At 70.8% G+C, this 12,208-nt stretch carries 12 protein-coding genes; all 12 read left to right on the top strand.

The features are described from left to right. Positions 1–123: 123 nt before the first annotated feature. The 12 genes from pafA to VHD82_RS36600 all read left to right on the top strand — a co-directional run bounded on the left by pafA (position 124) and on the right by VHD82_RS36600 (position 12,207). Positions 124–1,482 carry a Pup--protein ligase gene (gene pafA, locus VHD82_RS36650; RefSeq protein ID WP_325714212.1) on the top strand — a complete coding sequence of 453 codons (1,359 nt, stop codon included), beginning with the start codon at positions 124–126 and terminating at the stop codon, positions 1,480–1,482. Between the two features lie 376 nt (positions 1,483–1,858). After that, positions 1,859–2,839, top strand: a complete 981-nt coding sequence (locus VHD82_RS36645) for a helix-turn-helix transcriptional regulator (RefSeq protein ID WP_325714210.1) — start codon at positions 1,859–1,861, stop codon at positions 2,837–2,839. An 8-nt stretch (positions 2,840–2,847) separates the two neighbouring features. Then, positions 2,848–3,807, top strand: a complete 960-nt coding sequence (locus VHD82_RS36640) for a helix-turn-helix transcriptional regulator (protein WP_325714220.1) — start codon at positions 2,848–2,850, stop codon at positions 3,805–3,807. Between the two features lie 9 nt (positions 3,808–3,816). Continuing rightward, complete coding sequence (locus tag VHD82_RS36635; RefSeq protein ID WP_325714208.1) at positions 3,817–4,029, top strand: bacteriophage holin; 213 nt, start codon at positions 3,817–3,819, stop codon at positions 4,027–4,029. Positions 4,030–4,059: 30 nt separating this feature from the next. Continuing rightward, a complete protein-coding gene (gene tatA / locus VHD82_RS36630; RefSeq protein WP_325714206.1) occupies positions 4,060–4,356 on the top strand; it encodes a Sec-independent protein translocase subunit TatA in 297 nt (98 codons plus the stop codon). A 19-nt stretch (positions 4,357–4,375) separates the two neighbouring features. Further along, on the top strand, positions 4,376–5,347 hold the full coding sequence (gene tatC, locus VHD82_RS36625; protein ID WP_325714204.1) for a twin-arginine translocase subunit TatC: 972 nt from the start codon (positions 4,376–4,378) through the stop codon (positions 5,345–5,347). A gap of 80 nt (positions 5,348–5,427) precedes the next feature. Continuing rightward, the gene (locus tag VHD82_RS36940; protein WP_414637646.1) at positions 5,428–5,733 is read left to right on the top strand and encodes a diacylglycerol/lipid kinase family protein; all 306 of its coding nucleotides are present in this window, start codon (positions 5,428–5,430) and stop codon (positions 5,731–5,733) included. Positions 5,734–5,745: 12 nt separating this feature from the next. Next, entirely contained in the window at positions 5,746–8,490 is a 2,745-nt protein-coding gene (locus VHD82_RS36620; RefSeq protein ID WP_325714202.1) for a DEAD/DEAH box helicase, read from the top strand. Positions 8,491–8,561: 71 nt separating this feature from the next. Further along, complete coding sequence (locus VHD82_RS36615; protein ID WP_325714201.1) at positions 8,562–9,230, top strand: DUF4333 domain-containing protein; 669 nt, start codon at positions 8,562–8,564, stop codon at positions 9,228–9,230. A gap of 41 nt (positions 9,231–9,271) precedes the next feature. Next, positions 9,272–10,468: a GNAT family N-acetyltransferase gene (locus VHD82_RS36610; protein ID WP_325714199.1), complete on the top strand. Its 1,197-nt coding sequence runs from the start codon at positions 9,272–9,274 to the stop codon at positions 10,466–10,468. A gap of 34 nt (positions 10,469–10,502) precedes the next feature. Beyond that, positions 10,503–10,874: a DUF4333 domain-containing protein gene (locus VHD82_RS36605; RefSeq protein ID WP_325714198.1), complete on the top strand. Its 372-nt coding sequence runs from the start codon at positions 10,503–10,505 to the stop codon at positions 10,872–10,874. Between the two features lie 130 nt (positions 10,875–11,004). Beyond that, positions 11,005–12,207, top strand: a complete 1,203-nt coding sequence (locus VHD82_RS36600; RefSeq protein WP_325714196.1) for a GNAT family N-acetyltransferase — start codon at positions 11,005–11,007, stop codon at positions 12,205–12,207. Position 12,208 lies beyond the last annotated feature (1 nt).

Raw genomic sequence — 12,208 nt, 5'->3', positions numbered from 1 at the left:
AGCTCACGGTCGACGCGATTGACCTCGTGCACCACGCGGGGCAACCATTCCAGCACCGATGCAGCCTAAGTGAGTCCGTACGGACTGGCCGCACGACGGCTTCGGAAGCCTAGGGTGGAGAGTATGCAGCGGAGGATCTTCGGCATCGAGACCGAGTTCGGGGTCACGTGCACCTTCCACGGCCAGCGCCGGCTCTCCCCGGACGAGGTCGCCCGCTACCTGTTCCGTCGGGTGGTGTCCTGGGGCCGTTCGTCGAACGTGTTCCTGCGCAACGGCTCTCGGCTGTACCTGGACGTCGGCTCGCACCCGGAGTACGCCACGGCCGAATGCGACGACCTCATCCAGCTGGTCACGCACGACAAGGCGGGCGAGCGCATCCTCGAGGACCTGCTGGTCGACGCGGAGCGCCGGCTGGCCGACGAGGGCATCGGCGGGGACATCTTCCTGTTCAAGAACAACACCGACTCGGCAGGCAACTCCTACGGCTGCCACGAGAACTATCTGGTGGCTCGTGCTGGCGAATTTTCACGAATCGCCGACGTGCTGCTGCCGTTCCTGGTGACCCGCCAGCTGCTCTGCGGTGCGGGCAAGGTGCTGCAGACCCCCCGCGGCGCGGTGTACTGCCTGTCGCAGCGGGCCGAGCACATCTGGGAGGGCGTGTCCTCGGCGACCACCCGGTCCCGCCCGATCATCAACACCCGCGACGAGCCGCACGCCGATGCGGAGCGCTACCGGCGGCTGCACGTGATCGTCGGCGACTCGAACATGTCCGAGGTGACCACCCTGCTCAAGGTCGGCACCGCCAACCTGGTGCTGGAGATGGTCGAGGAGGGTGTCGCGTTCCGCGACTTCACCCTGGACAACCCGATCCGCGCGATCCGCGAGATCAGCCACGACCTCACCGGGCGGCGCGGGGTGCGGCTGGCGGGCGGCCGGGAGGCCTCCGCGCTGGACATCCAGCAGGAGTACTACACCCGGGCGGTCGAGCACGTGGCGCGGCGCGGATCCGACCCGCTCACCGACCGGGTGATGGAGCTCTGGGGCCGCACGCTGTCCGCGGTCGAGCAGCAGGACCTCACCAGGATCGACCGCGAGATCGACTGGGCGATCAAGCACCGGCTGGTGGAGCGGTACCGGTCGAAGCACCGGCTGGACCTCTCCAGCCCGCGGATCGCCCAGCTGGACCTCGCCTACCACGACATCCGGCGTGGGCGCGGCCTGTTCGACCTGCTGCAGCGCAAGGCGCTGGTCGACCGGGTCACCGACGACGGCGAGATCGAGGCCGCCAAGGACACCCCTCCCGCCACCACCAGGGCGAAGCTGCGCGGGGACTTCATCGCCGCCGCGCAGGCCGCGGGCCGTGACTTCACCGTCGACTGGGTGCACCTCAAGCTCAACGACCAGGCGCAGCGCACCGTGCTGTGCAAGGACCCGTTCCGCGCGGTGGACGAACGAGTGGACCGGCTGATCAGCTCGTTGTAGCGGGGCCAACAGCACGAAACTGTGCGGTCATCCCGTCGCCTGCGACCTCGAAATCCTGGGAGCAGGCGATGGGATGACCGCACAGCGCACCCACCCGCCCGAGGTGGGCCGCGCGCTTTCCCTTGCGCCGCAATGGTTGTCGCCATTTCCCGCCATTGCCGGAGAAACGACACCGGCGCCATCTGCCCGGCGTTCGCACGACGGGCGGTCACGGTGCCCCTCCGTGGGAGGCACCGGTAATGAGTAGCACTCGATCGGTCATGGGTTCGAATGTGCCTGCCATGACTGACGGGAGGATCGGTAAACAATCGGTACGGCACGGCGTGTAATGCGGGACCTCCGATCGGGGCTTGCGGGTGCGAGCTAATGTGGTCCCGTGTCCACCGCCCGCGCCGAACGCCTGGTGAACCTGGTGCTGGCCCTGCTGTCCACCAGGCAGTACCTCAGTGCCGACCGGATCCGCGGCATCGTGCCCGGATATGCCGACGCGGCAAGCGACGACGCGTTCTCCCGCATGTTCGAGCGGGACAAGACGGAGCTGCGCGAGCTGGGCATCCCGTTGGAGATCGGGCGGAATTCGGTGTTCGACTCCACCGACGGATACCGGATCGCGCGCCGTGACTACGAGCTGGGCGAGATCGAGCTGGCGCCGGACGAAGCGGCCGCGGTCGGTTTGGCCGTGCGCCTGTGGGATTCCCCGGAGCTGACCGGGCAGGCCCAGGGGGCACTGGTGAAACTGCGGGCCGCGGGGGTGGACGTCGACCATACGGCGCCGCCCGTAGTCGAGTCCCGGGTGCGCACCGAGCCGGCGTTCTCGCCGCTGCTCGCGGCGGTGCAGAACAGGCAGGCGGTTCGCTTCGACTACCGGCGTTCGAGTTCCCCGGAGCGGCTCACCCGCACGCTGGAACCATGGGGTGTGGTGTCCTGGCGCGCCCGCTGGTACGTCGTCGGGCACGACCGGGACAGGGGGGCGCCACGGTGTTTCCGGCTTTCCCGCGTCGTCGGCGAGGTCCGGCCGGTCGGGAAAACCGGCGAGGTACAGCCGCCGGAGAACGTGAACCTGCTTGAGTTCGTCGCGGGCAGCGGCGGGTCCGACCCGGCCCCGGTGGCGACGGCGCGGCTGTGGATCGCCGACCGCCGCGCGGCCGGGGTGCGCCGGCGCGCACGGCTGACAGGCCGGCTCACCGTGGACGGTGTCGAGGGCGACCTGGCCGAGCTGGAACTGTATTACCCGGAAAGCGCGGCGGACTGGATCGCCGGGCACGGCCCGGACGTCCTCGTGCTGGAGCCGGAGGTGCTGGCGAAGGCTGTGCGCGAGCGCCTGCACGCCGTCGCGGCGCAGGGAGGCAGGCCGTGAGCGAACGGATGCCCCGGCTGCTCGCGCTCGTGCCGTACCTGCTGGCCCGGCCGGGCATCAGGATCGACGACGCGGCAAGGGATTTCGACGTCACCCCCAAGCAGTTGCGCCGCGATCTCGAACTGCTGTGGATGTGCGGGCTGCCCGGCTACGGGCCCGGCGACCTGATCGACCTGTCCTTCGAGGGCGAGACGGTCACGGTGACGTTCGACGCGGGGATGAACCGCCCGCTGCGGCTCACCGGTGGCGAGGCGACGGCGCTGCTGGTGGCGCTGCGCGCGCTGGCCGAGACGCCGGGGCTGCTGGACACCGACGCCGTGCGCCGGGCGCTCGCGAAGATCGAGTCGGCGGCCGGGCAGGCCCAGCCGTCCGGCGTCGTGGTCGGCCTCGGCGTGCGCGAAGGCAAGGCCACCGCGAACACCCGCGGCATCGTCCAGCAGGCGCTGCGGGCCGGGCGCGCGCTGCGCATCCGCTACTACACCGCGTCGCGGGACGAGATCACCGAGCGCACGGTCGACCCGATGCGGCTGCTGATCGTGCAGGCGGTCGGCTACCTGGAGGCCTGGTGCCGCCGGGCCGAAGGGGTGCGGCTGTTCCGGCTGGACCGCATCGACGACGTGCGGGTGCTCGACGAGCGCGCCGCGCCGCCGCCCACCGCCCGGCCCACCGACATCACCGACGGCGTGTTCTCCGCCCGGCCCGGTCAGCCGGTGGCCGAGCTGGTGCTGGAGCCGGACGCGCGCTGGGTCGCCGAGTACTACCCGTGCGAGGAGCTGGCCGAGCTGCCCGGCGGCAGGCTGCGGGTGCGGATGCGCTACGGCGACGAGTGGTGGATGGCGCGCCTGGTGCTCAGTCTCGGCGGCGACGCGAGGGTGGACAATCCGCCCGAACTGGCCGAAGCGGTTCGCCGCCGCGCCGCCGACGCGCTGGCCCGGGCTGGTCACCTTCCGTCAACCTTGGGCCAGTAGGGTTACCGCGTGTCGTACCTGCCGAGCATCGTGCTCGCCGCCGCCGGTCTGCTGATCCTCGCGGCGCTGCTCTTCCGGCTGTTTCGCCTCTTGCGCCGTTTCCGTTCGACCATGAGCATGGTGTTGACGGACTACAACGATCGTGCAGGCTTGGTCAGGGCGCGCGCGGCCGGAGTGCGGTACGCGCTGGCGCAGCGACGTCACACCCCGGAAAACCAGTAGGATTGGGCAACGAACAGATAGGAGCCACTCATGCTGAACGGGTTGCAGCCGTGGCACTTGATCATCCTGGTGCTGATCGTCGTGCTGCTCTTCGGTGCCAAGCGGCTTCCCGACGCTGCGCGCTCGGTGGGCAAGTCCATGAAGATCTTCAAGGCCGAGACCAAGTCCCTGCACGACGAGGACGCCGCCGAGGAGCCCGAGAAGAAGCAGCTCTCCGCGCCCGCGGCCACCCCGCAGCCTGCCGCCGACCAGGCGCAGGTCGCCGAGTTGCAGCGTCAGCTCGACGAGCTCAAGAAGCAGCAAGAGCAGCAGAAGCACGCCAGCTGAGCCAGGACGGATTCCTCTCGTGGCGGAGCCCGCCCCCAACGGCCGCCGGTCCCGGCGGCGCAAGCGCAGCCGCCGGCTGAACCCCGACGGCACGATGACGCTGATCGAGCACATCTACGAGTTCCGCAGGCGGCTCGGTTACGCGGTGCTCGCGGTCGTCGCCGGGGGCATCTTCGGGTTCATCTGGTTCCAGACCAGACTGGGCCCGGTCGAGTCCCTCGGTCATCTGATGAACGCGCCGTACTGCGGGATTCCCGCGGACCGGCTGCTGCCCGGCACGATCGGCCCCGACGGCACCTGCCGCCTGCTGCAGAGCGCGCCGTTCGAAGGCATCATGATCCAGCTGAAGGTGGGCGTCGCGGCGGGCGCGGTGCTCACCTCGCCGTTGTGGCTCTACCAGATCTGGGCGTTCATCGCGCCGGGCCTGTACTCGAAGGAACGCAAGTACGCGCTGACCTTCGTGGGCTTCGCGAGCGTGCTGTTCGCCGCCGGCGCCGTGCTGGCCTACCTGATCGTGCCGCACGCGTTCAAGATGCTGATGAGCTTCGGCGGTGACTTCTTCACCACCGCGCTGACCGCCGACAAGTACATCTCGTTCGTACTGTCGCTGCTGGTCATCTTCGGGGTCAGCTTCGAGCTGCCACTGCTCGTGGTGATGCTGAACTTCGTCGGCGTGCTCAAGTACCCGCAGCTCAAGAAGTGGCGGCGGGGGATCATCTTCCTGCTCTTCGTGTTCGCCGCCTTCGCCACGCCGGGCTCGGACCCGTTCTCGATGCTCGGCCTCGCCGGGGCGCTGACGGTGCTGTTCGAGATCTCGGTCCAGATCGCGCGGGTGCACGACAAACGCAAGGAGCGGGAGCGCGCGGACGAGGGCTGGGACGAGCTCGACGACAACGAGGCCGCCCCGTTCGACTACACCCCGAGCGCCCCGGAAACCGAGCCCGAGCCGGGCACGCCGGCGGGTAAGGCCAGCACCGACGACATCACCTGACGTGCGGGCGGCGCTGTCCGTGCACCCGGACGCCGGCCGCGGCACGGCGGTGCATCTCGCGGACGCGGTGGCCGCCGCACGTGCGGCCCTCGGATGTGGGCCTGCTGGTCGTGCCCGGCGGAGACGGTTCGGTCCACCACGCCATCGGGTTCTGCGCCGAAACCGGCGCGGAGCTGGGCGTGGTCCCGGGCGGTTGCGGCAACGGCTTCGCCCGTGCGCTCGGCATTCCGGCTGATCCGTCTCGGGCCGCGCGGGCCTTGGCCGGCGCGCCGCACGACGGGGGCGGACAGGGAAGCGCGGCCCCGGGTTTCCGCTGTCGGCCTGATGCGTGCCGGACGCGCGTGATCTCGCCACCCCACCGCATGCGAGGTCAGGCGCGGGTATGACACCCTGACGGAGTGGCCGCTAGCCCTTCTCCGTCCCCGGCCGAGGCCTATCAGGCCGCCAAGCGCCGTGGGAAACATCCTCAGCTGAGCCGTTTCGCGGCCGAAGCTGCCTTCGAGTTCGACGACTTCCAGGTGCGCGGCTGTGCGGCGCTCGAGGAAGGGCACGGCGTGCTGGTGTGCGCGCCGACCGGTGCGGGCAAGACCGTGGTCGGCGAGTTCGCCGTCCACCTCGCGCTCGCCGAAGGCCGGAAATGCTTCTACACCACGCCGATCAAGGCGTTGTCGAACCAGAAGTTCAACGACCTTGCCGACCGCTACGGTCCCGAGGCCGTGGGGCTGCTCACCGGTGACACCGCGATCAACGGCAGCGCGCAGGTGGTCGTGATGACCACCGAGGTGCTGCGCAACATGCTCTACGCGGGTTCCTCGGCGCTCACCGACCTCGGCTACGTGGTGATGGACGAGATCCACTACCTCGCCGACCGGTTCCGCGGCGCGGTGTGGGAGGAGGTCATTCTCCACCTGCCCGAGTACGTGCGGGTGGTGGGCCTCTCGGCCACCGTCAGCAACGCCGAGGAGTTCGGCGAGTGGCTGGTGGAGGTGCGCGGGGACACCACGGTGGTGGTCGACGAGCATCGCCCGGTCCCGCTGTGGCAGCACATGATGGTGGGCAACCGGCTGCTGGACCTGTTCGCCGACGACGGTGAGCTGCGGATGAACCCCGGCCTGCTGCGCCGCGTCGAGGAGGTCGGCAGGCTGCACGCTCCGGCGGGCGCGCGCGGGCCACGAGGCCGGGGCAAGCAGCAGTTTCGCGGGCCCCGGTTCCGGCCGCCGTCACGGGTGGACGTCACCACCCGGCTGGACGCGGCGGGCCTGCTGCCGGCGATCGACTTCATCTTCTCCCGTGCCGGCTGCGACGCGGCGGTGTCCCAGTGCACCCGCGCGGGCCTGCGGCTCAACACGCCCGAGGAGAGCGCGGAGGTGCGGCGCGTCATCGCCGAGCACACCCGTGACCTGCCCGAGGGTGACCTGGCGGTGCTCGGGTACTGGGAGTGGCGCGAGGCGCTGGAGAGCGGCATCGCCGCCCACCACGCCGGGTTGCTGCCCGCCTTCAAGGAGACGGTGGAGGAGCTGTTCGTCCGTGGCCTGGTGAAGATCGTGTTCGCCACGGAGACGCTGGCGCTGGGCATCAACATGCCCGCCCGCACCGTCGTGCTGGAGCGGCTGGTCAAGTACAACGGCGAAGCGCACGTAGACCTGACGCCGGGGGAGTACACGCAGCTGACCGGCCGGGCGGGGCGGCGCGGGATCGACGTCGAGGGCCACGCCGTCGTCGTCTGGCAGCCCGGGGTGGACCCCAAGCAGGTCGCGGGGCTGGCCTCCACCCGGACTTATCCGCTGCGCTCGTCGTTCCGGCCGGGCTACAACATGGCGATCAACCTGGTCGCGCAGCTGGGCCCGGAGCAGGCGCGGGACCTGCTGGAGCAGTCCTTCGCGCAGTTCCAGGCCGACCGTTCGGTGGTGGGCCTGTCCCGCCGGATCGAGAAGAACAGGGAAGCGCTGCGCGGGTACTCCGAGGCCATCACGGCCGACTTCGAGGAGATGCTCGATTACGTCGAACTGCGCCAGAAGATCTCCGACCGGGAAAAGACCCTCGCCAAGCAGAACAGCTCCGCGCGGCGCGCGAGTACCGCGGACTCGCTGGAAAAGCTGCGCAAGGGCGATGTGATCGCCGTGCCGTCCGGGCGTCGGGCCGGGCTCGCGGTGGTCGTCGACCCGGGGCTGGACCCGGTCCGGGAACCCCGCCCGGTGGTGGTGACCGAGGACCGCTGGTCCGGACCGCTGTCGCTGGCGGACTTCCCGGCGCCGGTGGAGCCGCTCGGGCACATCAAGCTGCCCAAGCACGTGGAGCTGCGCTCGCCCAGGACCCGCCGCGACATCGCCTCCACCCTGCGCAACGCGGGAATCTCCTTGCCGGGCAGGCAAAAGCGGCGCACGGGCGCGAACGACGACCCGGAGCTGATCTCGCTGCGCCAGCAGTTGCGGGCGCATCCCTGTCACGGGCTCGCCGAGCGCGAGGCGAACCTGCGCTGGGTCGAGCGGTACCAGCGGCTGAGCGCGGAAACCGAGCAGCTGCAACGGAAAGTCGCGGCCACGACGCATTCACTGGCCCGCGCCTTCGACCGGATCCGCGACCTGCTCGACGAACGCGGCTATCTCGGCAAGGGTGAGAACCGGGTGACCGAGCATGGCGCGATCCTCGCCCGGCTCTACAGCGAGTCGGATCTGCTGGCCGCCGAATGCATCCGGCACGGGGTGTGGGAGGGGCTCAGCCCGGCCGAACTCGCGGCGGTGGTTTCGACACTGGTGTTCGAGGCGCGGCGGGATTCGGCAGGGGAGCCGCGACTGCCTTCGGGCGCGGTGCCGCGGGCGTGGCAGGACACGGTGCGGCTGTGGACGGACCTGGCCGACGACGAGCGCCGGTACCGCCTGGAGCGCACGCGGGAGCCCGACGCGGGGTTCGCCTGGCCGGTGTACCGGTGGGCGCGCGGGGAGTCGCTGGAGCAGGTGCTGACCACCGCGGAGGCCAACGGCCAGGAGCTCTCGGCCGGCGATTTCGTGCGCTGGTCCCGGCAGGTGATCGACCTGCTCGACCAGATCCGCACCGTGCTCGGCCGCGACAACCAGCTGGGCGCCGCGGCGGCGAAAGCCGTCAAGGCGCTGCGGCGCGGCGTGGTCGCCGCCGGAGCCGAGTAGCGGTTTCCGGCGCACAGCTTGGTGTGGTTGGATCGCGCACAGCGGACCGCCCCCGGATTGGAGTTTTCGCGATGAGCACGCCCTACGGCGGCAACGACCCCCAGCAGTGGGGACAGACCCCCCAGGGGCCCACTCCCACTCCGCAGTCCGGCGGTTTCCCAGCGCAGGGCTATCCGCAGCAGCCCCAGCCGGGCTACGGCCAGCAGCCGCAGTACGGTCAGCAACCCCCGTACGGCCAGCCGCAGTACGGTCAGCAGCCGCCATACGGCCAGCAGCCCCAGTACGGCCAGCCGCAGTACGACCCGTCGCAGCAGCAGTACGGCGGCCAGTACCCGCCGGCCCAGCAGCCCTACTACGGTCAGCAGCCGGGGCAGTACGACTACGGGCGGCAGGCCGGGTTCGGCGCGCCGGGCCAGGAAAAGAAGAAGAGCGGCAAGCTGCTGTGGATCATCATCGCGGTGCTGGTGGTGATCGTCGCCGCGCTCGGGGTCACCGGCTTCTGGAAGCCCGGGTTCTTCGTCAAGCAGGTGCTCTCGCAGAGCGCGGTGCAGGACGGGGTCAAGTCCATGCTCTCGCAGTACGGCAAGACCCCCAGCGCGGTGTCCTGCCCGGCCGACCAGGAGGTCAAGGCGGGCACCACGTTCACCTGCACCGCCACGATCGACGGTCAGCAGCAGCAGATCACCGTGACGGTGCTCGACAGCGACGGCAAGTACCAGGTCGGCAGGCCCGGCCAGTAAACGACTGGCCCGATCCGTCCGCTTCGGCCACGATCGGAGCCGTGAGCGACTACACCGTGCGGGCGTTGCGGCCCGACGAAATCCCGGCGGCCAGCGCGCTTTTCCGGTCCACCCTGCACGTGAAGCCCGTCAGTGACGAGGATCTGCCGTACGCGCGGCGGTGGCACCAGCCCGGCCGCACGCTGGGCGTGTTCGACAGCGAACTGATCGGGACCGCGCGCTCGTTCGATGCGGAGCTGACCGTCCCGGGCGGGAAAAGGCGGCCGCTGGCGGGCGTCACCGGGGTCGGGGTGCGCCCCGACCGCACCCGCCGGGGCGTGCTGAGCGAGCTGATGCGCACCCAGCTGAGCGACTTCACCGACCGCGGGGTGGTGTTCGCGGCGCTTTACGCGAGTGAAGCGAGTATCTACGGCCGGTTCGGCTACGGCGTCTCGACGGTGTTCCAGAGCAGCAAGATCGACCGGCGCCGGGCCCGGCTGCGGCCCGGGGTCTCGGCGGGCGGGCGGATCGACCTCCTGCCGCTGGACCCGGGGCTGGACCGGCTCGCCGGGCTGTACGAGGAACTGCCGCACCGGGCGGGCATGATGACGCGGCCGCCGTACTGGTGGGCCGCTTTCGAATGGCATCTGCGGCGGGCCGAGGCTCCGGTGCACGCGATCGTCCACACCGGACCGGAGGGCCCGGACGGTTTCGCCGTCTACAAGGTGGAACGCCCGTCCTGGGATCAACCGTCCACTTTGGACGTCCTCGAGCTGCAGTACGCGAACAGCGACGCCTTCGCCGGATTGTGGCGCTATCTGCTCACGGTGGACCTGGTGGACGAGATCGCCGTCGGCGGCCGGGCGCCGGACGAGCCGACACCGCTGCTGTTCGCCGACTCGCGGGCGTGCACCATCACCGGCGGCGGCGATGACCTGTGGCTGCGGCTGGTCGACGTCGAGCAGGCGCTGGCGGCGCGGGAATACGAGGGCGAGCCGGTTGTCGTCGAAGTGTCGGACCGGATGCTGGAGCGCAATTCCGGCCGGTACCGCATCTCGGCCGAGGGAGCCGAGCGCACCGAGGAACCCGCCGAGCTGTCGCTGGACGCCGGCACGCTGGCGATGCTGTACTTCGGCACCTGGCGGCCGTCCGCGCTGGCCGGGGTCGGCCGGATCAGCGCGGCCGGTCCCGAAGTGCCGCGGCGGGCGGATCGGCTGTTCGCCACGCCCGTCTCAGGTTGGTGTGGTACACACTTCTGACCAAACTGGACTGATTCTCTCGGGGGGTACCGCGGTGTACTCGCGCGCCCGGATCGTGGTGGTGACGGCCGGTGCCCTGCTGCTCGCGGGATGTGGCGGCGGGGACGGCGACCGGGTCACGCCGAGCACGATCGGTGCCACTTCGCGCGGTTCGTCGGCGACGTCGTCGAGCGCGACACCGGCGCCCCGGATCTTCGACGCCAAGGCCCTGCAGGACGGGGTGCGGCAGGTGCTCGTGCAGTCCTACGGCCTCGCCGGTGTCTCGGACGTGCGGTGCCCGTCCGGCCAGGTGGTCCAGACCGGGGTGTCGTTCGACTGCGCGCTCCAGGTCGACGGCGCGCCCAAGACGGTCACGCTCACCGTGCGGAGCCAGGACGGCACGTACCAGGTCTCGCAGCCCAGATAACCGGTGGCCCGGCGTCAGCGGTGGGGGCAGGATCGTCCGGTATGAGCGAGCTCGCGCGCGAATCATCCAAGGCCACGCCGGCCGACGTGATAACGCAGCCGCGGCTCGCCGCGTCCGGCAAGGAGGTGCCGTGAGTGAGTTCGAGGTCCGGCCGCTGGCCGAAGCCGACCGGCGCGAAGCCTTCTTCATGCTCGGCAAGGCGTTGCATTTCCCGTTGCTGAGCGCGGAAATCTGGGCCGAGCGTGCCGCGGGGTTCCCGGCCGAGCGGCGGTTCGGTGCCTTCGCCGACGGTGAAGTGATCGGCCTCGCCGGATCGGCCGCCACCGAGCTCGCCGTTCCCGGGGGCAGGGCGCCGGCCACGGCCGCGGTGGACGGGGTCGGCGTGCGGGCCGACCACACGCGCCGCGGCGTGCTGACCGCGTTGATGGGGGAGCAGCTGCGGGACTGCGCGCGCCGGGGCGACGTGCTGGCCGCGCTGCACGCGAGCGAAACCGTGATCTACGGCCGGTTCGGCTATGGCATCGCCAACCGCGCGAAGACCCTGCGCATCCACCGCGGCCGGGCCCGGTTCCGCGACGATGCGCCGGGCGGTGGCCGGGTGCGGCTGGTGCGGCCGGAGGACGCCGAAACGGTGCTGCCGGAGCTGTACCGGCGGATCGGGCTGCACCGGCCGGGGATGATCGCCCGCACGCCGCAGTGGTGGGCCTGGAAAAAGCCGAAGCTGCGGGACAGCACGATCGCCGTGCACACCGGGCCGGACGGTGACGACGGATTCGCCGTGTACCAGAGCGAGAACAGGGAGAGCTTCCTCGACCCGGAGGCGGGCGCGGCCCTGCGCGTCTGGGATCTGCACGCCGCGAACACGCAGGCGTGGGCGCAGCTGTGGCGCTTCGTGCACTCGGTCGACCTGGTGGCCGAGATCCAGGCGCCGGACCGGCCGCTGGACGAACCGGTGGACGCGATGCTCGCCGACCCGCGCGCCTGCGCGACCGTGGCGGTCGACGATTCGTTGTGGCTGCGCCTGATCGACGTGCCCGCGGCGCTCGCCGCCCGCACGTACGGGCCGGGCGCGCCGGTGGTGCTGGAGGTCGCCGATCCCGTGCTGCCGGAGAACTCCGGCCGGTACTCGGTCGGTCAGGACGGTGTCGAAAGGACGGACGCGCCCGCGGATCTCCGCCTCGGCGTGGACGTGCTGGCGATGTTGTACCTCGGCGACCAGCGGCCGGGCGCGCTCGCGGAACTGAACCGGATCGAGGTGCGCAGTGAAGAGGGCGCCGGCCGCGCCGACGCCCTCTTCACCCCCGCGATTCCTTGGTGTGGCACGGGTTTCTGAC

It is taken from the genome of Amycolatopsis sp. (assembly GCF_035546795.1).
Taxonomy (GTDB): domain Bacteria; phylum Actinomycetota; class Actinomycetes; order Mycobacteriales; family Pseudonocardiaceae; genus Amycolatopsis_E.
Note: the sequence above shows the minus strand (reverse complement) of the source record. Positions and strands in the feature narration are given on the sequence as shown.